The sequence below is a fragment of the Streptomyces sp. NBC_00539 genome (assembly GCF_036346105.1).
GTDB lineage: Bacteria > Actinomycetota > Actinomycetes > Streptomycetales > Streptomycetaceae > Streptomyces.
The window spans coordinates 5,496,130-5,517,254 of the sequence record NZ_CP107811.1 but is presented as its reverse complement, the minus strand read 5'-3'; the positions used below and the strand labels follow the sequence as shown (position 1 = coordinate 5,517,254).

The window sequence follows — 21,125 nt, the reverse complement described above, 5'->3', positions numbered from 1 at the left end:
GACGGGTGTCCGCGTGACGAGCGGCGACGGCCTTCCCCGGACCGGTCCGGCCTCCCGGAACCGCACCGCAGAAGGGCCCCGGCAGCCGCGCCGACCTGCGCGGACAGCGCCACGGCGCGGGCGCGGTGTGCGTACCGCTCCGAGGAACGCGCAGCGCCCGTCGCGGGGCCGCCGACGCCGGGAGGGGGCTCCTGCGGCTGTCCACGGGCTGTCCGAGAGGTGACGGGCGCGGAAGGACCGGTGCCGAGGGGCCAGGGACCGGCACACGCGGGGGGCGGATGCGGGAGCCGGGCGTCAGTGGCCGAATGGCGCTACCGGCCCGCCGCTCCGCTCAGCCCACCGCCTCGGCCGCGGCACGGCCCGCCGCGCGGCCCGAGAAGACGCAGCCGCCGAGGAAAGTGCCTTCGAGGGCGCGGTACCCGTGCACGCCGCCGCCGCCGAAGCCGGCCGCCTCGCCGGCCGCGTACACGCCGGGAAGCGGCTCGCCGTCGCCGGTCAGTACGCGGGAGGAGAGGTCCGTCTCCAGGCCGCCGAGGGACTTGCGGGTCAGGACGGACAGCCGGACGGCGATCAGCGGGCCGGCCTTCGGGTCCAGGATGCGGTGCGGCGCGGCGGTACGGATCAGCCGGTCGCCCAAGTACCTGCGCGCTCCGTGGATCGCCGTGACCTGGGCGTCCTTGGAGAACGGGTTCGCCATCTCCCGGTCCCGGGCCACGACCGCCTCGCGGACGGTCGCCTCGTCGAGCAGGTTCTCCTTGGTGACGGCGTTCATGCCGCGTACCAGGGCGGCTAGGTCACGTTCGACGACGAAGTCCGCACCGCGGTCCATGAAGGCCTTGACCGGCCCCGGTACGGCCCGGCGGGCGCGGTCGATGACGTCGCGCACCGACTTGCCCGTCAGGTCGGGGTTCTGCTCCGAGCCGGAGAGGCCGAACTCCTTGCCGATGATGCGCTGGTTGAGCACGAACCAGGTGTGGTCGTGGCCGGTCCCCATGATGTGGTCGAGGGTGCCGAGCGTGTCGAAGCCGGGGAAGAGCGGCACGGGCAGCCGCTTGCCGGTGGCGTCGAGCCAGAGCGAGGACGGGCCGGGCAGGATGCGGATCCCGTGCCGGGCCCAGATCGGGTCCCAGTTCTCGATGCCTTCGGTGTAGTGCCACATCCGGTCCTTGTTGATGTGGCTGGCGCCCGCTTCCTCGGCGATGCCGAGCATGAGGCCGTCGACGTGGGCGGGGACCCCGGACAGCATCCGCTCGGGCGGGGTGCCGAGCCGGGCCGGCCACTGGGCGCGGACGAGGTCGTGGTTGCCGCCGATGCCCCCGCTGGTGACGATCACCGCCTGGGCCCGCAGGGAGAAGGTGCCGGTGCTCTCGCGGCCGCTCGCGCGGCCCCGCGGCACGTCGGAGGGTTCCAGGACCTCGCCGCTGACGGTGTCCACCGTGCCGGCCGTACGGGAGAGGCCGGTGACACGGTGGCGGAACCGCAGCTCGACCAGGCCGCGGGCCGCTCCGGCGCGCACCCGGCGTTCGAACGGGGCCACCAGGCCGGGGCCGGTGCCCCAGGTGATGTGGAAGCGGGGCACGGAGTTGCCGTGCCCGCCCGCGTCGTAGCCGCCGCGTTCGGCCCAGCCGACGACGGGGAAGAAGCGGACGCCCCGGGCGTGCAGCCAGGGGCGTTTCTCCCCGGCCGCGAAGTCGACGTAGGCCTCGGCCCAGCGGCGCGGCCAGGCGTCCTGCGTGCCGTCGAAGCCGGCGGTGCCGAGCCAGTCCTGGAGGGCGAGGTCGCGGCTGTCCTTGATCCGCATCCGGCGCTGTTCGGGCGAGTCGACGAAGAAGAGGCCACCGAAGGACCAGTGCGCCTGACCGCCGATCGACTGCTCGGGTTCCTGGTCGAGCAGGATGACCTTGCGGCCCGCGTCGACGAGCTCGGCGGTGGCCACGAGACCCGCGAGCCCGGCTCCGATCACGATCACGTCTGCGTCGTACGTCATGCGCTGCCGTCCTCCGTCGGTGGTGGGGCAGATCCTTTGCTACGGATCGGTAACCCGTCAACAGGGGTGTTGGATGAATCGTGTGGGCGCTGCAGACGAGGTACTGGACGTGGTGGACCGGGACGACCGGGTGACGGGGCGGGCGCCGCGCGGGGAGGTGTACGCCCGCGGGCTGATCCACCGGTGCGTGTTCGTACGGGTGACGGACGCGCAGGGGCGCGTCTTCGTACACCGCAGGACCGCCTCGAAGCTGGTGTTCCCCTCGCACTACGACATGTTCGTGGGCGGGGTGCTGGGCACCGGGGAGGACTACGCGCGGGCGGCGCTGCGGGAGGCCGAGGAGGAGCTGGGGGTGCACGGGCTGGAGCAGCCGCGGCCGTTGTTCAAGTTCCTCTACGAGGGGCCGGGCGGCTCCTGGTGGTCGTACGTGCACGAGGTGCGGTGCGGGCTGCCGGTGCGTCCGCAGGAGTCGGAGGTGGCCTGGCACGCGTGGCTCTCCGAGGAGGAACTGGCGCAGCGGGTGGCGGAGGGCGCCTGGGCGTGGGTGCCGGACGGGCTTGAGGCCTACCGGCGGCTGCGCGCGCACGAGGGGTGGCCAGTAGATTGACCGGGTGATCGATTTGGTCAAGGACGTGCGCCTGTGGTTCTCCCCCCAGCGCTTGAAGGAGGAGGGCCAGACACCGGACTACCGGTTCTCGCTGGCCAACGAGCGGACGTTCCTGGCCTGGGTCCGGACCGCGCTGGCGCTGGTGGGCGGCGGGTTCGCGGTCGACCAGTTCCTGACGGACCTGCGGTGGGGGGTGCGCGTCGGGATGGCCCTCGCGCTGCTCGCGGTGGGGGCGGCCTGTGCGCTGCGGGCGGTGAACCACTGGGTGCGGTGCGAGCGGGCGATGCGGCGGGGTGCGGACCTGCCGGTGTCCCGGTTCCCGGTGGTGCTGGGCCTGGGGGTGGGGCTGGTCGCGGGGGCGATGGTGGTGGTCGTCCTGCTGGGCCTGACGAACCCGCGGTGAGGGCGGTGCCGGGGCCGGACGAGGGGCGTGACGCGGGGCTCCAGCCGGAGCGGACCCGGCTGGCGTGGCGGCGTACGACGCTGGCCTGTGCGGTGACGGCGGTCCTCGCGCTGCGCCAGGCGCTGCGCGGGTCGGGGTCGGTGCTGGAGGTGGGTGGGGCGGCTCTGATCGCGCTGGTCTGGCTGGTGTTCCTGGGCGTGGCGCACCGGCGGATCCGGGAGCTGGAGGCCTATCGTCCGCCGGTGCTGGCGCCGCGGGTGGCGCTGGGGGCGGTGCTGTGCACGGTGGCGCTGGCGGTGTTCGCCATGACGGTGATCACATGATCGGACGGCCGGATGATCCGCCTTCTCCGCGCCACAGAGGGCATAACGGCCATACAGGGATGATCGGGGCTAGCCTCGGCGCCATGACGACCCTCCACCAGGAACACCTCCTGCACGAGCACGCCCACGCCCCCGGCTGCGGCCACCCGCAGGTGCCCCACGGCGACCACGTCGACTACGCGCACGACGGCCACCTGCACCGGGAGCACGCGGGGCACTGGGACGAGTGCGAGACGCAGGGACACGCGGCGCACGAGGACCACGACCATGCGCACGGACCGGCCTGCGGTCACGAGGCCGTCCCGCACGGCGACCACGTGGACTACCTGCACGACGGCCACCGGCACGCCGAGCACGACGGGCACTACGACGACCACTGACGCCCCGGCAGACCCCGCCCTCCCCCGGCGCCGTCACGACTGGCAGGATGCTGACCGCCTGTCAAGCGACCCGGGGAGAGCGCCGATGACCATCGACGAGCCGTACCTCGTCCAGCCCGCGACCGGGGTGTACGCCTACGTCCAGCCCGACGGCGGGTGGTGCCTGAACAACGCCGGCTTCGTCAGCGACGGCGGCCGGACGCTGCTCATCGACACCGCCGCCACCGAGCGCCGGGCGCTGGCCCTGCGGGACGCGGTCGTGGCGGCCGGGGTGCCGCTGCCCCGCACGGTGGTGAACACCCACCACCACGGCGACCACACCTACGGCAACGGCGTGTTCGTCCCCGAGGCGCTGGTCCTCGGCCACGACAACGCGCGCTCCGAGCAGCTCGCCGCCGGGCACCAGCTGGAGATGATCTGGCCCGCGACCGACTTCGGCACCATAGAGATCACCGCGCCCTCCCTCACCTACAGCGACCGGATGACCCTGCACGTCGGGGAGACCGAGGTCCAGGTCATCCACCCGGGCGTCGCGCACACCACCGGGGACTCCGTCGTCTGGCTGCCCCGCCGGCGGGTCGTTTTCACGGGGGACCTCGTCTTCGCCGAGGGCACGCCGTTCCTGGCGATGGGCTCCCTCGCCGGGTCGCTTCGGGCGCTGGAGCTGCTGCGCTCGCTCGGCGCGGAGACCGTCGTACCGGGCCACGGGCCGCTGACCGACCCGTCGGCGTACGACGCCACCGAGCGGTATCTGCGCCACGTCGCCGAACTCGCCCGGGAGGGCGTGGCGAAGGGTCTGACGCCGCTGGAGGTCGCGCGCGGGGCCGACCTGGGCGAATTCGCGGCCTGGCGGGAGAGCGAGCGGCTGGTGGCGAACCTGCACCGGGCCTACGCGGAGCTGGCCGGGGAGCCCGAAGGGGCGCCGCTGGACATCATGGCCGTACTCAAGGACATGACGGTGATGAACGGCGGGACGCCGATACTCTGCCACGCCTGAGTCGGCCGGGCCGGGGGGGCCTCCCCCGGAGGATTTCCCGGCCCGGGGCACTGGACGGCATACCGACTGGTCGGCATGATGGCTTCCGTTCGCCATACCCCGTCCACTCCGGATGAAGTCCGCTCCGGACGGAGTCCGCTCCGCATGGAGGTGCGCCGCATGACCCCAGCACCAGCCTCGCCGCAGTCCGGCCCGAAGGGCCTGGACCTGGACCGGCTGCGCGGCCACCTCGACGCGGCCCGGCCCGGGCTCGTGGCCGGGGAGCTGAGCGGCCGGCTGATCGAGGGCGGCCGGTCGAACCTCACGTACGTGATCACCGACGGGTCCACCCGCTGGGTCGTGCGGCGTCCGCCCCTGGGCCACGTACTGGCCACCGCGCACGACATGCGGCGCGAGCACCGGGTGATCCAGGCCCTGCACGGGACGGCCGTACCGGTGCCCGAGCCGCTGTTGCTCTGCGAGGACGAGTCGGTGCTCGGAGCGCCGTTCTACGTCATGGAGTTCGTGGAGGGGGTCCCGTACCGGACGGCCGACCAGCTCGCCGTCCTCGGCCCCGACCGCACCCGGCGGGCCGTCCTCGGCCTGGTGGACACCCTGGTCGACCTGCACGCGGTGGACCCGGCGGCGGTCGGCCTGGGCGACTTCGGCCGTCCCGAGGGCTTCCTCGACCGGCAGTTGCGCCGCTGGGGCAAGCAGCTCGCGGCCTCCCGGGGCCGGGACCTCCCCGGCATCGACGCACTGCACGGCGCGCTCGGCCGGGCCCTGCCCGACTCCCCGGCCCCCACCGTGGTCCACGGGGACTTCCGGCTCGACAACGTGCTCATCGGCGGCCCGGACGACACCATCCGGGCGGTGCTGGACTGGGAGATGTCCACGCTCGGAGATCCGCTGACCGACCTCGGGCTGCTCGTCATGTACAGCGCCGACCTCGGCATGGCCGACTCCCCCGTCAGCACGACGAGCGGCGCGCCCGGCCACCCCTCGCCGGCCGAACTGATCGAGCGCTACGCCGCCCGCTCGGGCCGGGACACCGGGGCGATCGCCTGGTACACGGCGTTCGCCTGGTTCAAGCTCGCGGTGATCCTCGAAGGCATCCACTACCGCTTCACGCTCGGCCAGACCGTCGGCGCGGGCTTCGACCGGATCGGCGAACTGGTCCCGGTCTTCATCGAACACGGCCTGAACACCCTCCAGGAAGGCTGAGCCACCCATGGACTTCGCATTCGACGCCCGTACCGAGGAACTCCGCGAACGGCTCACGACGTTCATGGAGGAGTACGTCTACCCGGCGGAACCCGTCGCCGCCGAGCAGCGCGCACGGCTGGCCTCGCCCTGGGACACCCCGGCCGTCTTCGGTGAACTGAAGGCCGAGGCGCGCCGTCAGGGCCTGTGGAACCTCTTCCTTCCCGACAGTGAGCACGGCGCCGGGCTGACCAACCTCCAGTACGCCCCCCTGGCGGAGATCACCGGCCGCAGTCCGCACCTGGCGCCGATGGCGACCAACTGCGCCGCCCCGGACACCGGGAACATGGAGCTGCTCGCACAGTTCGCGAGCGAGGAACAGAAGAAGCAGTGGCTGGAACCGCTGCTGGCCGGGGAGATCCGGTCGGCCTTCGCGATGACCGAGCCCGAGGTGGCCTCCTCGGACGCCACCAACGTGGAGACCCGCATCGAGCGCTCCGCACAGGGTGACGAGTATGTGGTCACCGGCCGCAAGTGGTACATCTCGGGCGCCATGAACCCCGACTGCAAGGTCTTCATCGTCATGGGCAAGACCGACCCGGACGCCGCGGACCCCCGTCGCCAGCAGTCGATGATCCTGGTGCCGCGGGACGCTCCGGGCGTGGAGGTCCGGCGCGCGATGCGGGTGTACGGGTACGAGGACCACGACCACGGAGGTCACGCCGAGGTGGTCTTCGACGGGGCCCGAGTCCCGGCGGCGAACCTGATCGGCGAGGAGGGTTCCGGCTTCGCCATCGCCCAGGCCCGGCTCGGGCCGGGCCGGATCCACCACTGCATGCGGCTGATCGGCATGGCCGAGCGGGCCATCGAGCTGATGTGCCGGCGTGCGCTCGGCCGCACCGCCTTCGGCAAGGAGCTGGCCGCGCAGGGCGTGGTGCAGAACTGGATCGCGGACGCCCGGGTCACCGTCGAGCAGCTGCGCCTGCTGGTCCTCAAGACGGCCTGGCTGATGGACACGGTCGGCAACCGGGGGGCGCACACCGAGATCCAGGCCATCAAGATCGCGACCCCGCGCGCGGTGGTGCGCATCCTGGACGACGCGGTGCAGCTGCACGGCGCGGGCGGGGTGAGCCAGGACTTCCCGCTGGCCGAACTGTGGGCGGCGGCGCGGACCCTGCGGCTCGCGGACGGCCCGGACGAGGTGCACCAGCGGTCCCTGGCCCGGCGCGAGCTGAAGCAGTACATGTAGCCCCCGGCGGAACGCGGAGAACGGCGAGCCGAGCCCCCGGGGCCGGGGCCAGGGCCGCGGTCAGGGCCAGGGCCAGGGCCGAGGCCAGGGCCAGGGCCAGGGCCAGGGCCAGGGCCGAGGCCGAGGCCAGGGCCAGGGCCGAGGCCAGGGCAAGACCGAGCTGGAGGACGCGCCCGGGGCTGAGTCCCGGGACCGCGGCCGCGCCCCCCGTGACCGGGACGTCCTGCCGCTCGGCTACCCCCTCTCCGCGGCCGTGGCTGCGGCCTCGGCCACCACCCCGGCCGGGCTGCCCGACGCCACGTCGATGACCTCGTCCAGCACCTCGCGGGACCGGACCAGATCGGCGATCAACCGGTCGATCCGGTCCCGTTCCGTCCTCAGCTCGGCGACGAGCGCGGGGGTGGCCCGTACGTTCGGCCCGCCGTCCGTATCGCGCATGCACGGCAGGATCTGCGCGATCTTCACGCTGTGCAGGCCCGCCGCGTAGAGTTCCTGGATGCGGATGACCCGGTCGACCGCCCGCTCCGCGTAGTCGCGGTGGCCGCCGGGCGTCCGGTCGCAGACCAGCAGCCCCTGCTTCTCGTAGTAGCGCAGCGAGCGCTCACTGACCCCGGTGCGCGCCGCCAGTTCACCGATCCGCATGCCCCGCCCCCGCCGTCTCCGGACTTGAATCTGACACCGGTGTCAGCTTTTAGGTTACGGGCATGACGCACACGCAGCAGGTCCTTCCCACCGTTTCCCGCCTCTTCGAGTCCGCCGCCCTCGGCGCCCTGGAACTCCCCAACCGCCTGGTGATGGCGCCCCTCACCCGCCACCGGGCCGGCGCCGACGGGGTGCCCGGGGAGCCGATGGCCGTCCACTACGCGCAGCGCGCCACGGCCGGTCTGATCATCGCCGAGGGCACCGCGCCGAGCGCCGTGGGGCAGGCGTACCCGCACATTCCGGGCATCCACACCGCGGAGCAGATCGCCGGCTGGCGGAGGGTCACCGACGCGGTGCGCGCGGGCGCCGACGGCCGGGGCGGCGGCGCGGCGATGTTCCTCCAGCTCGAACACGGCGGCCGGGTCGGCCACCCCGAGACCAGCGGGCACGTCCCGCTCGCGCCGTCCGCCGTACGGCTCCCCGAGCAGCTGCACACCCCCAGCGGGGTGCGGGACTCCGTGACTCCCCGCGCGATGACGGGCGAGGACGTCCGTTCCACCCTCGTCGGCTTCGCGGCCGCCGCCCGCAATGCGGTCGAGGCCGGTTTCGCGGGGGTGGAGGTGCACGCCGCCAACGGGTTCCTGCCCCACCAGTTCCTGGCGCAGGGCACCAACCTGCGGACCGACGAGTGGGGCGGCCCGGTGGAGAACCGGATCCGGTTCGCCGTCGAGGCGGTCCGGGCCGCCGCCGAGGCCATCGGCCGGGAGCGGGTCGGCATACGGATCTCGCCCGGAGTGAACGTCAACGGCATCGAGGAGGGCGACACCAGGGAGATCTATCCGGCGCTGCTGGCGGCCCTGGCGGAGATCGGCCCGGTCTACCTGCACGTCCTCTACACCGCCGAGGAGCGGCACCGGCTCCCGGCGCACCGCAAGGCGTGGCCGGGCGCGCTGATCGCCAACCAGCTCCTCTCCCGTGAGCAGTTCGAGGCCGACGGCGGCAAGAGGGTGGCCGAGGGGCTGCTGGCCGAGGGCGCCGACCTGGTGTCGCTGGGCCGGGGCTTCCTCGCCAACCCCGACTTCGTGGAACGCCTGCGGGTGGACGCCCCGCTCAACGAGCTCCGCCCCGAGTTCCTGATGCACGTACAGGGGGCGGAGGGGTACAACGACTACCCGGCGCTCGCCACCGCGTCGGTGTGACCGGCCGCCACGGGCGGGCCGCTACGGGCGCAGCGCGCGCAGCAGCAGGTCCGCCAGGTGGTCGGCGACCTGCTGCGGCGTGAGCGGGCCGTCGGCGCGGTACCAGGTGGACAGGTGGTGCACGGACCCGAAGTGGTAGTCCACCACCAGGTCGGCGGGCGTGGCGCCGGAGAACACGCCCGTGCGCTGGCCCTCTTCGACCAGCGCGCGGAAGCGCTCGTGGTAGCGCCGGCGCTCGGCGCGGACCTGCTTGGACTTCTCCCGGCTGAGCTGGTGCATCGAGCGGAAGAAGATGGCCGCGTCGTCGAGGTTCTCGATGGTGGTGACGACCACGTCGGCGGCCGCGGCCCGCAGCCGCTCCTCGACCGGCGCGCCGGAATCGGCGATCGCGTCGAGGCGCTGTTGCTGGAGGCGCAGCATCCGCGCGTACACCTCGTGCAGCAGGTCGTCCTTGGAGCCGAAGTAGTGGTAGAGCGCGCCCTTGGTGACCCCGGCCGCCTCCACGATCTCCTGGACGGAGGTGCGGTCGTAGCCGCGTTCGGCGAACAGCCGGGTGGCGACGGCCAGCAGCCGCTGCGGCACGGGGGTCTCCCGGGCGCCGCCCTCCGGCTCCGTGGTGGTTCTGGCGGCCATGGCGCTCGCCTTCCTCTCTGTTCCCTCGCCTGTCAGGGCGTCGTACGACCGTCCGACTGTTTTCAGCCGCGCTCGCGCAGTTCCCGTCGCAGGATCTTGCCACTGGTCGTCTTCGGAAGGACAGGCAGGATCTCCACCTGGCGCGGGTACTTGTACGCGGCGATGCGTTCGGCGCAGTACGCGGACAGTTCCCCGGGCTCGGCCGAGGTGCCGGGACGCAGGCTGACGTACGCCTTGACGCTCTCCCCGCGGTAGGGGTCGGGTACCCCGACCACGGCCGCCTCGCGGACGGCGGGGTGGGTGTAGAGCACGTCCTCGACCTCGCGCGGCCAGACCTTGAAGCCGGAGGCGTTGATCATGTCCTTCTTGCGGTCGACCACGTAGAGCCAGCCGTCACGGTCCATGAAGCCGACGTCGCCGGTGCGCAGTTCGCCGTCCGGGAACGCCTTGGCGGTGTCGTCGGGCAGCCCCCAGTAGCCGGGCACGACCTGGGGGCCGCGGACGGCTATCTCGCCGCTCTCGCCGAAGGGGACTTCGGCCCCGTGCTCGTCGAGGATGCGGACCACCGTGTCGGCGCCGGGGACGCCGACCGACAGGGTGCCGGAGACGGGGTCGACGGGGGCTTCGAGGTGGGGCGGTACGGAGGCGCAGGGGGCGGTGCACTCGGTGAGCCCGTAGCCGTTGCGCAGGTAGAAACCGAAGTCGGCGCGCAGGCGTTCGACGAGGGCGGGCGGGAGCGGGGCGCCGCCGGAGGAGATCACCCGGAAGGACGCGAAGTGGTCCGGGGTGGCGTCGGGGTGGGCGGCGAGGGCCATGAAGGCGGTGGCCGGGCCGACGGTGTAGGCGGGGCGGTGTTCGAGGAAGGCGTCGAGGACGGCGCCCGCGTCGAAGCGGTGGGCGAGGGCGAGGGTGCCGGCGTTGGTGAAGCAGGCGGCGAGCTCGCAGACGAGGCCGGTGATGTGGAAGAGCGGGGCCAGCGCGAAGTAGACGGCGCCTTCGGGGACGGGGTGGCCGGTGACCTGGCGGACGGCGTTGTAGCTGAGGGCGCCGTGCGGGTTCATGGCGCCCTTGGGGGTGCCGGAGGTCCCGGAGGTGTAGCTGATGAGGGCGGTGTCGGCGGCGGCGGGGCCGGGGTCCGGCGGCGCGGGGTGGCCCTGGCGGGCGACGGTGACGAGGTCGGCGACGGTGGCGGGGTCGTCGGCGGCGTCGGGCGCGGTGGCCCCGGGTCCGTGGGCGGCGCCGGGTCCGTGGGCGGCGCCGGCCCGGTCGGGGCGGTCCGGGTGGCTCTGGCGCGGGATCGCGGGGAGGGCGGCGGACGGGCCCGCCGCCTCGGCGGCCGGCCGCGGGTCCCGGCCGGGCGTGAGGACCCGTACGTCGTCGCGGGTCTGGAAGTCGGTGTCGTGCGCGGTCAGGACGGTGTGTACGGCGCTGTCCCGGGCGGCCCCGCGCAGGTACGCCGGCCAGGCGCGGGCGTCGCAGACCAGAGCGCTGGCCCCGGAGTCGCGCAGGATGTGCCCGACCTCCCCCGACTTGTACATGGGGTTGAGGGGGACGACGACCGCCCCGGCCTTCCAGGCGGCCAGCACGGCGAGCACGAAGTGCGGGGTGTTCTGGAGCATGACCGCGACGCGGTCCCCGCGGCGGACTCCCCGCGCGGCCAGGTGTCCGGCGACCGCGTCGGAGAGGGCGTCGGTCTCGGCGTAGGAGAGCCGGCCGTCGAAGTAGGCGATCGCCGGGTGGCGTGGGGCGCGGGCGACGGCCGCCCGGAAGGCGTGCAGCACGCTGGGCGGGGGCGTGACGGGGGCCCGCTGGGCGGCGGTGAGACGGCCCAGCCAGGGCCGGTCGGCGTAGCGGGGATTCGGGGTCACCGTGCCTCCCATTTCTGCTGGAGGTGGTTCATGCCGGTCAGCCAGCGGTCGGGTCCGGTGGCGCGGGCCGCGTAGTAGTCGGCCACCTCCGGGTGCGGGAGGATCAAGAACCGGCCCTTCTCCATGCCGTCGAACAGGGCGTCCGCGACCGCTTCCGGCTCGATCGCGGTCGGCGCGAGGACGAGCTCGCCCGCCGTTCCCGAGGCGGTCAGCATGTCCGTGCGCACCCCCTGCGGGCAGATCGCGTGGACCTCGACGCCACGGTGGCGGTAGGTCAGCGAGAGCCATTCCGCGAAGGCGAGGGCGCCGTGCTTGGTGACACTGTACGGGGCCGCCCCGATCATGGTCAGCAGCCCGGCGGCGGAGACGGTGGACACGAAGCGGCCGCTCCCGCGCTCCAGCCAGTGCGGCAGCAGGGCGCGGGCGGCGCGGACGTGCGCCATGACGTTGACATCCCAGGCGGCCTCCCAGATGCCCTCGTCGGCGAAGGCGTCGCCGCCCGAGGCGAGTCCGGCGTTGGCGCAGTACACGTCGACGCTCCCGCCGAGGGCCTCGCGGGCCTGCTCGATGACGGCCGATGCGTCTCCGGGCACCGCGAGGGCCCGGGCGCCGATCCCGTCCGCCACGGAGGCGGCCTTGACCGGGTCGAGGTCGTTGACCACGACGGTGGCCCCCTCGGCGGCGAAGCGGCGGGCGAGGGCCGCGCCGATGCCGCCGCCCGCGCCGGTGACGACGACTCGCTGGTCCTGGTACGCGCTCACAGGGATGCCTTTCGACGCTGACGGACGGATCCGGAAGGCGGTATCCGGGGGCAGACTAACCAGTCGGTATGTCACATCGGAAGGGGGCGGCCGCCTGGGCGCCTCTTTCGGAGCCTGCCGGTCGAGCCCGCGTCGTCCGGCGCCGTGCCTCGCAAGGCGGAGGGGCGCCGGCGTACCGGACGTACTCCGGCGCCCCGACGACCGTGGGGGCACCTCCCAGCGGTAGCTGGGGGAGAGGTGCGGTGTCGGACGGCGCGGGTCGGGCAGGATCCGGAAGGGACGGCCTAGCGTGTGCGGATGACGCTGTCGCGACGCGGGGTGCTGGGACTGGCGGGGGCCGTGGGGGCGGCGGGGGCCGTGGCGGCCCCGGGGGGCGCGGCCGCCGCGCCGGGAAGGGTGCGCACCGGGTTCGAGCGGCTCGCCGCGGACGGGTACGGGCTGCTCGCCGGACAGCGGATCGGGGTGGTCACCAACCCGACGGGCCTCACCGCGGACGCCCGTCACCTGGTGGACGTCCTGCACGCCGACGAACGCGTCGACCTGGTCGCGGTGTTCGGACCCGAGCACGGCTTCCGCGGGACGGCCCAGGCGGGCGGCTCCGAAGGCTCGGCCCGGGACCCGGCCACCGCACTGCCGGTGTACGACACGTACGGCAAGAGCGGCCGGCAGCTCGCGGACGTCTTCACGGCGGCCGGAGTCGACACGGTCGTCTTCGACGTCCAGGACGTGGGCGCCCGCTTCTACACCTACATCTGGACCCTGTACGACTGCATGCGGGCGGCCGCACTGGCCGGCAAGGCGGTGGTCGTGCTGGACCGCCCCAACCCGATCGGCGGCCTGCGGGCGGCCGGGCCGGTGCTGCGGCGGCCGTACGCCAGCGGCGTGGGACGCGAGCCGATCGCGCTCGCGCACGGCATGACGGTGGCCGAACTGGCACTGCTGTTCCAAGGGGAGTTCCCGGCCGAACGCCCCCTCGCGCTGAGCACCGTACGGATGTCCCGGTGGCGCCGGGGTGCGTTCTTCGGCGAGACGGGGCTCCCCTGGGTGCCGCCGAGCCCGAACATGCCGACCCCGGACACGGCCCTGGTCTACCCGGGGACGTGCCTGTTCGAGGGGACCAACCTGTCCGAGGGGCGGGGTACGACGACGCCGTTCGAGGTGGTGGGCGCCGAGGGCGTCGACCGGCGGTGGGCGGAGGCCGCGAACGCCCTCGGCCTGCCCGGGGTGTGGTTCCGGGAGGCCTATTTCACGCCGGTCTTCTCCAAGCACGCCGGGAAGGTGTGCGGCGGGGTCAGGCTGCTCGTGCACGACCGCGCGGCCTTCGACCCGGTGCTGGCGGGGATCGGGCTGCTGGTCACCGCCCGCCGCACGTGGAGCGGGTTCGCCTGGCGGCCCGACCACTGGATCGACCGGCTGACCGGTTCCGACCGGGTGCGGACCATGGTGGACGCGGGGGCGGGGGTGGAGGAGATCGCCGGCGACTGGGCGGCGGGGCTCGCCGGGTTCGCGGCGGTGCGGGAGGGGTACCTGCTGTACCGGTGATGCGGTACTGGATCCGATGCCGGGCGGGGTCTTCGCGGAGCGGGAGCCGTCGAGGGGCTGGCCGGGCGGCGCCGGCCGCAGGATGCTGGACGCGGCGGTGACAGGACCCGGAGGGGGGCGTCATGTCGGGTGGGGCGGCGTGGGGAACGGGCGTCGGGGTGGCTCCGTACGCGGAGCTGGTCTTCGACGCCGACGGGGATCCGGCCCCGGGCACCGGGACCGCGCTCGACGGGATGGACGCCACCGACCTGCTGGTCTTCGCCCACGGCTGGAACAGCGAACCGCACACCTCGACGCTGCTCTACGACCGGTTCTTCGAGCCGTTCCCGGACCTGGTGGGGCCGGCGGTGCGACTGGGGTACGCGGGGGTCCTGTGGCCGTCGATCCGCTTCGCGGACGAGCCGATACCCGACTTCGACCCCCGGGGCCTCGCGGGCGCGCTCGCCGAGCCGGGGTTCGGGACGGCGCTGGACCCGGACACCAGACGGGCGCTCGGGGAGTTCTGGCCGGGGCGGGAGGCGGAGCTCGACCGGGTCGCCGAGCTGCTGGAGGAACGGCCGCCGTCGCAGGCCGCGTTCGTGGAGTTCGGGGCGCTGGTGCGGGAGCTGGCCGGGGTGGCGGCGGTACCCGGCGCCACCGGCGAGGACGTGCCGGCGATGTTCACCGAGGACGTCCTGGAGGTGTGCCGCCGCTTCACCGAGGCCGTCGTCGAAGCGGGCGGGCACGCGGGTGGGCACGTGGGCGGGGCGGAGCCCCCGACGGGCGGGGCGGAGCTGTCGATCGGCGGCGGGCTGCGCGCCTTGTGGAGCGGCGCCAAGGAAGTGCTGCGCCAGGCCACGTACTACGAGATGAAGAAACGTGCCGGAGTGATCGGCGAGCGGGGGCTGGGACCGCTACTGGCCCGGCTGGCCGCCCACAGGCCGGCCCTGCGCATCCACCTGATCGGGCACAGCTTCGGCGGCCGGGTGGTGTCCTTCTCCCTGCGCGCGGTACCCGCGGGCGCCCGGTACGTGAAATCGCTGACCCTGCTCCAAGGGGCCTTCTCCCACTACGCCTTCACCGACCGCCTGCCGCACGACAAGAGCCGCGGCGGCACCCTGCACGGGCTCCAGCGCGCCGTGGACGGCCCGGTGGTCGCCTGCCACTCCCCTTACGACACCGCCCTCAAGGTGTTCTACCCGCTGGCCTCGCGGATGGCAGGGGATTCGGCCGGTGTGCTGGGACTGGACGAACGGTGGGGCGCGCTGGGACACGACGGCGTGCAGGCGGTGGCGGGCGCCCCCCGGATGACACTGGCCGCGGCGCTGCGCGACGGGCTGCCGACGGCCGGTTGCGTCAGCGTGGACGCGGGCGCCGTGGTCCGCAGGGGCGGGGCCCCGACGGGGGCGCACAGCGACATCTGCCACGAGGAACTGGCCCGGATCGTGGTGGCTGCGGGGCGCATGGGGCGCTGACTTCCGGCCATGTGCCACCCGCACGCCTCGACCGCCCCGCATGCGCCCACGCACCTCCGGGCATGTTGGGCACGTCGGAACGTAGGACGACGTTCACCTCGTACGGCGTCTCGACGTCGGTGTGGGCGTGGGCGCGGCGGAGGTGAGGGTGTCATGGCGGGATTCCGGAGTCTGGCCTACCAGGTGCGGGACGGGCGCAACGACCGGGCGTTGCGGCGCCATTCGCTGCGCCGCTGTCTGGAGCGGTTCGCCCCGTACGGGCACCGTGCGACGTGGTGGCACCTGTGCGACCGGCACGGGATCGCCCCGGAGGACCGGGCGGCCGATCCGCGGCGGTTGGTCGCGGCGTTGGAGGAGTTGGAGGAGGCGCGGGCGGTCTGGCTGGAGTACGAGCGCCAGTTCGCGGAGCGCAGAAGGCGCGAGAAGCACCATGGGCTGCGCCGGCCCGAGTGGGCGTGGGGCGGCAGCGGGGACGCGGTGGTGCGGTGCGCGGACCCGGGGGTGCGGCCGGACGGGACGCTGGGCGAGGTGCTGCGGCGGCTGGTGCGGGCGCTGGAGTCGGAGCCGGGGACGTCGTGCCCGGTCTGCGGGGAGCAGGAGCTGCGCTGGCCTCCGGTGGGCGCGGGTCACGGGGCGTGGGCCGGGGCGTGGGCGTGGGACGGGCCGGTGTGCGGGGGCTGCGGGATCGTGGTGCCCAGACCTGCGTTGGCGGACGCGCTGACGTATCCGTCGGCGGCGTGAGCGGTGGGCGGGTGGGGCCGAAGGCCCCGGGGGCGTGGATCCAGGTCGCGCTGAACGGCGCGCGGGGTGCGGCGGAGGGGGCCGCCGTGCCGATGTCCCCGCAGGCGCTGGCGGAGTCCGCGCTGGGGGCGGTCGCCGCGGGGGCCCGGGAGGTACTGGTCCACCCGAGGACCCCGTGCGGGCGCGAGAGCCTTTCGCCCCGGGTAGTGGGGCCGGTGCTGGAGGCGTTGCGGGGCGCGGGGGTCTCCGTACCGCTGGGCGTGCCGGTGGGCGCGGCGGCCGAGCCGGATCCGGCGGGGCGGCTGGAGCGGGTGCGGTCTTGGGTGGTGCTGCCGGAGCGGGCGGTGGTGCGCTGGGCGGAGCCGGGGGCGCGGGCGACGGCGTCGGCGCTGCTGGCGCGCGGGGTGGCGGTGGATGTGGTGGTGCCGCTGGGCGCTGCGGGGCGGGCCGAGGGTGTGGGGGCCTGGGTGGCGGGGCGGGCGGGGCGGGTTCGGCTGGTCGGTGAGCTGGCGGAGGCGGATCCGGCGCTGGCGTCGGGGCTGGTGTCCGCGCTGGCGTCCGGGCTGGTGTCGGAGCGACTGGTGGGGCTGGGGTTGGGGCTGGTGTCGGGGCCGGGCGGGCCGGCGTCGGTGCCCTGGGTGCTGTTCGGGCGGGAGGCCGCCGCCTGGCCCGCGCTGCGTCTGGCCGCGCGGTGCGGTGCGGGCGCGCGCATCGGCGTGGGAGAGGTGCTGTCGCTGCCGGACGGGCGGCCTGCGCGTTCGAACGCCGAGTTGGTGGCGGCCGCCGTCCGGGAGTGGGCGCGCGCCGCTACAGCGACAGCCGGGAGCCGGTGAGGCGTTCACCGAAGACGTCGTCCGGATTGGACAGCGCGCAGGTCTTGAGCGAGAGGCAGCCGCAGCCGATGCAGTCGGAGAGGTTCTCGCGCAACCGGGTCAGTTGCTTGATCCGCTCGTCCAGTTCGCTGCGCCAGGCTTCGGACAGGGCCGCCCAGTCCTCGCGGGTGGGCGTGCGTTCCTCGGGGAGCCGGGCCAGTGCCTCGCGGATGCTGGCGAGCGGGATGCCGACCCGCTGCGCGGCGCGCACGAAGGCCACCCGGCGCAGCGCGTCACGGGTGAAGCGGCGCTGGTTGCCGGAGGTGCGGCGGCTGCTGATCAGGCCCTTGGCCTCGTAGAAATGGAGCGCGGAGACGGCCGCGCCGCTGCGCGCGGACAGCTGGCCGACCGTGAGTTCGTGGACTTTTCCGGGAATCTGCGGCACCTGACCGAGGGTAGTCGGCCCGGGCGGGGAACCGGGGTGGGGGTGCGTTGACGGGGACGGGTGTGCGGGGACAGGGGCGGCGGGGGTGCGTTGACAGGGGCGGGCGGTCCACGCATGCTGAGCAAGCGCTTATTAGCTTGATCAGCGAGAGGCAGGGGCAGGCATGGCCGAACCGAGGATCTTCACGTCCGCCGAGGAACTGCGCGCCGGGATCGGCGAACAGCTGGGCCCGAGCGGGTGGCTGGAGGTGGACCAGAAGCGGATCGACCTCTTCGCCGACGCCACGGGCGACCACCAGTGGATCCACGTGGACCCGGAGCGGGCGACCGCCGGACCCTTCGGCTCCACCATCGCGCACGGCTACCTCACGCTGTCGCTGCTGCCGAGCCTGGTGCCGCAGATCATGCGCGTCGAAGGCATGCGGATGGGCATCAACTACGGGACGAACAAGGTGCGGTTCCCGGCTCCGGTGCCGGTCGGGTCCCGGCTGCACGCCACCGCGGTGATCACCGACGTCACGGAGGCGGGCGGCGGCGTGCAGGTCACCGCGACCGTGACCGTGGAGCGGGAGGGCGGCGACAAGCCGGTGTGCGTGGCGGAGTCGGTGTCCCGGTACTACTTCTGAGGCGCGGCGGCCCTCATGGTCAGGGCAGCCCTCACGGCCAGGGCAGCCCTCATGGTCAGGGCTGCGCCGCCACCATGCGCAGCACGAGGTCGGCGTAGAGCGCGCCGACCTCGTCGGGCGTGCGCTGTCCGGCGACGTTGAACCAGCGGGCCACGTCGATGCACAGGGACAGCACGGCGAGCGTGGTGCCCGGGACGTCGGGGACGTCGAACTCCCCCGACCGCACGCCGTCGGCGAGGATGCGGCGCACGGCGGCGTCGCTCTGCCGGCGCAGCGCCACGATGTCGGAGCGGTGCTCCGGGGCGAGGGCGTCGAGTTCGTACTGGACCACCCGCGCCGTGGTGTGGTGCGCGGCGTGCCACCGTACGAAGGAACGCACGGCCTCGTCGAGCCGCTCGGCCGGGGTGCCCGGACCGTCGGCGGCCGTTTCCAGGATCTCCAGCGCCTTGTCGTGGCCGATGCGGCTGATCCGGTGGAGGAGCTCCTCCTTGGTCTTGTAGTGGATGTAGAGCGCGGCCGGGCTCATCCCGGCGCGGGCGGCGATGTCGCGGGTGGTGGTGGCGTGGTAGCCGCGCGCCGCGAACGTCTCGACGGCGGCGACCAGCAGCCGCCGGGCGGCGTCGGGGGTGACCTCCGACCACGGCTGGTAGCCGCCGGTCTCGACCGCGCCGGCACTGTCCATCGCTCGCTCACCCTCTTCGGCTTGTAGGAACCAACACCTTACCGGAGGGTGAGCAAGCGCTTAGGGCTTTGCGCGCCGGCGCTCGGCGCGGAGCGTCGGGGTGCGTGCGGCGGCCGGACAGAGCGGCTACGGGGCGCTGCGGCGGTCGGGCGCTGCGGCCGCTAGGCGGCCGGGCGTCCCGGGGGCTGCTTCGGGGAGAAGGGATCGTACTCCGTCATGATCTTCTCCATCCGGGCCTGGTCGACCCGGCTGACGATCTGCGTGACCTCCTGGCGGTCGCGGATGACCTTGGCGAGGGTGAAGGCGGAGGTGGTGAGGTAGAGGACCGCGATGCCCAGGAAGGCGCGGACCCAGCCGTCGGCGTCCATGTTGTAGATGCCCAGCCCGACAGCGGCGAGGGCGGTGGCGAAGGAGGCGACGGCCTGGCCGTAGTACGCCCCCGTGTTCTGCTGCTTGACCGGTGTCTCGTTCATGGCTCCAGCTTCGCGGCGGGGCGGCCGGCCACGCATCCGCGCGCGTACTCACGTACGTACTCAGACGGGCGCGCCGACGCTCTCGCCGCCTGCTAGAAGGCGGAAACCCCCGTGCGGGCACGGCCGATGAGGAGCTTCTGGATCTGGCTGGTGCCCTCGTACAGGGTCATGACGCGGGCGTCGCGCAGCAGTTTCCCGGCGGGGTACTCGTCGACGTACCCGTAGCCGCCGTGCACTTGGAGGGCGTTGCTCGCGGCGCGCACGGCGGCCTCGGAGGCGAAGAGCTTGGCGGTGGAGGCCTCGGTGGCGAAGGGCTGCCCCCGGTCGATCAGGTCGGCGGCCCGCCAGGTGAGCAGGCGGGCCGCGTCCACGTCGACGGAGATGTCGGCGATGAGCTCCTGGACCAGCTGGTGCTGGGCGATGGGCTTGCCGAACTGCTCGCGCTGGGCCGCGTACCCGACGGCGGCGTCGAGCGCCGCCTGGGCGATGCCGACGCAGCCGGCGGCGACGGACATCCGGCCCTTGGCCAGCGCCGACATGGCGACGGAGAAGCCCTTGCCCTCGGGGCCGAGCATGGCGGAGGCGGGCACGCGGACGCCGTCGAGGGCGAGTTCGGCGGTGGCCTGGCCGCGCAGGCCGAGCTTGCCGTGGATCTCGCGGCGGGTCAGGCCCGGGCTGTCGGCCGGGACGAGGAAGGCGGAGACACCGCGGTGGCCCGGCTGGTCGTTGGTGCGGGCGAAGAGGAGCACCACGTCGGCCCAGGTGCCGTTGGTGATGAACATCTTGCTTCCGTCGATGACGTACGCGTCCCCCTCGCGCGTGGCGCGGGTGGTGAGGTTGCCCGCGTCGGAGCCGGTGCCGGGCTCGGTCAGGCCGAAGCAGCCGAGCGCGTCGCCGGAGCACAGGCGGGGCAGCCAGGCCCGCTTCTGCTCCTCGGTGCCCCAGGCGGTGATGGTCTTGGCGACGAGGCCGAGGGAGACCGAGACGATGCCGCGGACGGCGGAGTCCCCGCGGCCGAGTTCCTCGGTGACGAGCGCGTAGGCGAGGTGGTCACCGCCCGAGCCGCCGTACTGCTCCGGGACGGTCAGGCCGAGGAAGCCGAGGTCGCCGAGCTTCTTGACGATGGACCGGTCGACGCTCTCGGCACGGTCCCATTCGGCGGCGTACGGGGTGATCTCCCGCTCGGTGAACTCGCGGGCGAGCCGGCGTACGGCGGTCTGTTCCTCGCTGAGCTCCAGATTCACCGGGGACCTCCGGACGTGGTGGGGGTGGGTTGGTCTCGGACGGCCGGGGCGTTAATTAGCACTGCTAGTTTAACGCGCCGGGTCTTACTATGTGCCGCATGGCCAGACCGCGCAAGCCCCTCCTGAGCAGAGACCTCATCGTCGAGGCGGCGGGCGCGCTCGTGGACGCGGAGGGGCTGGAGGCGGTGTCCACCCGGCGGCTGGCGGCGGCGCTCGGGGTCAGCGGGCCTTCGCTGTACAACCACTTCCGCACGAAGGACGAGATCCTGGAGGCGGTGGCCGACTCGGTGAGCGGCCGGGTCGACTTGTCGATGTTCGACGGCGGCCGTGAGTGGCGGGAGGCCCTGCACGACTGGGCGCACTCCTACCGGGCCGCCCTGGCCGACCATCCGAACATCGTGCCGGTGCTGGCGCGGGGTCCCGGCCGTCGCCCGGCGGGGCTGCGGGTCGCGGACGCCGTGTTCGGCGCGATGACGCAGGCCGGGTGGCCGCCGGCCCAGGCGACCAGGATCGGCGCGCTGATGCGGTACTTCATCCTGGGCTCGGCGGTCGCTTCCTTCGCCCGGGGTTTCGTGGACGACCGGACGGCATACGACCCGGGCGACTATCCGCACCTGGGCCAGGCCCACCTGCTGGCGGAGCGGCAGCAGGAGGTGGACGAGGGCGCGTTCGAGACGGGCCTGTCGGCCCTGCTGGACGGTCTGGCACTCCAGTACGAGACGCTGCGGCAGTCGTCCTGACACGCCGGACGTCCTGACACCCGGACGTCCTGACGCCCGCCGGGTGCCCGGTCCAGGAGGGCGACCGGGGATGACCGGGGCGAGGGGGACCGACCCCGGGCGATCGGCTCCGGGCGGCGGACCCGGGCGGCGGACC

23 protein-coding genes are annotated in these 21,125 nt (G+C 73.9%); 14 read left to right on the top strand and 9 right to left on the bottom strand.

Annotated features, from left to right (window positions below):
- Positions 1–331 precede the first annotated feature (331 nt).
- Positions 332–1,987, bottom strand: coding sequence for an FAD-binding dehydrogenase (locus tag OG861_RS24750; RefSeq protein ID WP_329193935.1), 1,656 nt, complete (start codon positions 1,985–1,987; stop codon positions 332–334).
- Positions 1,988–2,060: 73 nt separating this feature from the next.
- Between OG861_RS24750 and OG861_RS24745 the strand changes: the two genes are divergently transcribed.
- The 7 genes from OG861_RS24745 to OG861_RS24715 all read left to right on the top strand — a co-directional run bounded on the left by OG861_RS24745 (position 2,061) and on the right by OG861_RS24715 (position 7,128).
- Complete coding sequence (locus tag OG861_RS24745) at positions 2,061–2,594, top strand: NUDIX hydrolase (RefSeq protein ID WP_329193938.1); 534 nt, start codon at positions 2,061–2,063, stop codon at positions 2,592–2,594.
- A gap of 4 nt (positions 2,595–2,598) precedes the next feature.
- A complete protein-coding gene (locus OG861_RS24740; RefSeq protein ID WP_329193940.1) occupies positions 2,599–2,997 on the top strand; it encodes a YidH family protein in 399 nt (132 codons plus the stop codon).
- Positions 2,994–3,320 carry a DUF202 domain-containing protein gene (locus tag OG861_RS24735; RefSeq protein ID WP_329193942.1) on the top strand — a complete coding sequence of 109 codons (327 nt, stop codon included), beginning with the start codon at positions 2,994–2,996 and terminating at the stop codon, positions 3,318–3,320. The genes OG861_RS24740 and OG861_RS24735 overlap by 4 nt, the downstream gene beginning before the upstream one ends.
- 83 nt (positions 3,321–3,403) lie before the next feature.
- Complete coding sequence (locus OG861_RS24730) at positions 3,404–3,700, top strand: hypothetical protein (RefSeq protein WP_329193944.1); 297 nt, start codon at positions 3,404–3,406, stop codon at positions 3,698–3,700.
- Between the two features lie 85 nt (positions 3,701–3,785).
- Complete coding sequence (locus OG861_RS24725; protein WP_329193946.1) at positions 3,786–4,697, top strand: MBL fold metallo-hydrolase; 912 nt, start codon at positions 3,786–3,788, stop codon at positions 4,695–4,697.
- A gap of 159 nt (positions 4,698–4,856) precedes the next feature.
- Complete coding sequence (locus tag OG861_RS24720; RefSeq protein ID WP_329193948.1) at positions 4,857–5,900, top strand: phosphotransferase family protein; 1,044 nt, start codon at positions 4,857–4,859, stop codon at positions 5,898–5,900.
- A gap of 7 nt (positions 5,901–5,907) precedes the next feature.
- Positions 5,908–7,128: an acyl-CoA dehydrogenase family protein gene (locus OG861_RS24715; protein WP_329193949.1), complete on the top strand. Its 1,221-nt coding sequence runs from the start codon at positions 5,908–5,910 to the stop codon at positions 7,126–7,128.
- A 234-nt stretch (positions 7,129–7,362) separates the two neighbouring features.
- On the opposite strand, the gene OG861_RS24710 is transcribed toward OG861_RS24715, so the two are convergent.
- Complete coding sequence (locus OG861_RS24710) at positions 7,363–7,770, bottom strand: MerR family transcriptional regulator (protein WP_329193951.1); 408 nt, start codon at positions 7,768–7,770, stop codon at positions 7,363–7,365.
- 62 nt (positions 7,771–7,832) lie between these two features.
- On the opposite strand from OG861_RS24710, the gene OG861_RS24705 reads away from it, so the two are divergent.
- Positions 7,833–8,969 carry an oxidoreductase gene (locus tag OG861_RS24705; protein ID WP_329193953.1) on the top strand — a complete coding sequence of 379 codons (1,137 nt, stop codon included), beginning with the start codon at positions 7,833–7,835 and terminating at the stop codon, positions 8,967–8,969.
- 21 nt (positions 8,970–8,990) lie between these two features.
- On the opposite strand, the gene OG861_RS24700 is transcribed toward OG861_RS24705, so the two are convergent.
- The 3 genes from OG861_RS24700 to OG861_RS24690 form a co-directional block, all read right to left on the bottom strand.
- Positions 8,991–9,602: a TetR/AcrR family transcriptional regulator gene (locus tag OG861_RS24700; protein WP_329193954.1), complete on the bottom strand. Its 612-nt coding sequence runs from the start codon at positions 9,600–9,602 to the stop codon at positions 8,991–8,993.
- Positions 9,603–9,664: 62 nt separating this feature from the next.
- Positions 9,665–11,482, bottom strand: a complete 1,818-nt coding sequence (locus tag OG861_RS24695) for a class I adenylate-forming enzyme family protein (protein WP_443056464.1) — start codon at positions 11,480–11,482, stop codon at positions 9,665–9,667.
- Positions 11,467–12,231 carry an SDR family oxidoreductase gene (locus OG861_RS24690; RefSeq protein WP_443056465.1) on the bottom strand — a complete coding sequence of 255 codons (765 nt, stop codon included), beginning with the start codon at positions 12,229–12,231 and terminating at the stop codon, positions 11,467–11,469. Before OG861_RS24690 ends, OG861_RS24695 begins: the two co-directional genes overlap by 16 nt.
- Positions 12,232–12,528: 297 nt before the next feature.
- On the opposite strand from OG861_RS24690, the gene OG861_RS24685 reads away from it, so the two are divergent.
- The 4 genes from OG861_RS24685 to OG861_RS24670 all read left to right on the top strand — a co-directional run bounded on the left by OG861_RS24685 (position 12,529) and on the right by OG861_RS24670 (position 16,801).
- Positions 12,529–13,773, top strand: a complete 1,245-nt coding sequence (locus OG861_RS24685) for an exo-beta-N-acetylmuramidase NamZ family protein (protein WP_329193957.1) — start codon at positions 12,529–12,531, stop codon at positions 13,771–13,773.
- 122 nt (positions 13,774–13,895) lie between these two features.
- Positions 13,896–15,227 (top strand): serine-threonine protein kinase, encoded by a 1,332-nt coding sequence (locus OG861_RS24680; RefSeq protein ID WP_329193959.1) that lies wholly within the window; start codon positions 13,896–13,898, stop codon positions 15,225–15,227.
- Between the two features lie 153 nt (positions 15,228–15,380).
- A complete protein-coding gene (locus OG861_RS24675; protein ID WP_329193961.1) occupies positions 15,381–15,968 on the top strand; it encodes a hypothetical protein in 588 nt (195 codons plus the stop codon).
- A gap of 11 nt (positions 15,969–15,979) precedes the next feature.
- A complete protein-coding gene (locus tag OG861_RS24670) occupies positions 15,980–16,801 on the top strand; it encodes a 3-keto-5-aminohexanoate cleavage protein (protein ID WP_329193963.1) in 822 nt (273 codons plus the stop codon).
- On the opposite strand, the gene soxR is transcribed toward OG861_RS24670, so the two are convergent.
- Positions 16,776–17,225: a redox-sensitive transcriptional activator SoxR gene (gene soxR, locus OG861_RS24665; protein ID WP_329193965.1), complete on the bottom strand. Its 450-nt coding sequence runs from the start codon at positions 17,223–17,225 to the stop codon at positions 16,776–16,778. The genes OG861_RS24670 and soxR overlap by 26 nt on opposite strands.
- A gap of 163 nt (positions 17,226–17,388) precedes the next feature.
- On the opposite strand from soxR, the gene OG861_RS24660 reads away from it, so the two are divergent.
- Positions 17,389–17,850: a MaoC family dehydratase gene (locus OG861_RS24660; protein ID WP_329193967.1), complete on the top strand. Its 462-nt coding sequence runs from the start codon at positions 17,389–17,391 to the stop codon at positions 17,848–17,850.
- Positions 17,851–17,905: 55 nt separating this feature from the next.
- On the opposite strand, the gene OG861_RS24655 is transcribed toward OG861_RS24660, so the two are convergent.
- From OG861_RS24655 to OG861_RS24645, 3 genes are all read right to left on the bottom strand, one after another.
- On the bottom strand, positions 17,906–18,532 hold the full coding sequence (locus OG861_RS24655) for a TetR/AcrR family transcriptional regulator (RefSeq protein ID WP_329193969.1): 627 nt from the start codon (positions 18,530–18,532) through the stop codon (positions 17,906–17,908).
- Between the two features lie 161 nt (positions 18,533–18,693).
- A complete protein-coding gene (locus OG861_RS24650) occupies positions 18,694–19,005 on the bottom strand; it encodes a YiaA/YiaB family inner membrane protein (RefSeq protein WP_329193971.1) in 312 nt (103 codons plus the stop codon).
- A 92-nt stretch (positions 19,006–19,097) separates the two neighbouring features.
- Positions 19,098–20,249, bottom strand: a complete 1,152-nt coding sequence (locus OG861_RS24645) for an acyl-CoA dehydrogenase family protein (protein ID WP_329193972.1) — start codon at positions 20,247–20,249, stop codon at positions 19,098–19,100.
- Between the two features lie 89 nt (positions 20,250–20,338).
- Between OG861_RS24645 and OG861_RS24640 the strand changes: the two genes are divergently transcribed.
- Entirely contained in the window at positions 20,339–20,989 is a 651-nt protein-coding gene (locus OG861_RS24640; RefSeq protein WP_329193973.1) for a TetR/AcrR family transcriptional regulator, read from the top strand.
- Positions 20,990–21,125: the final 136 nt, after the last annotated feature.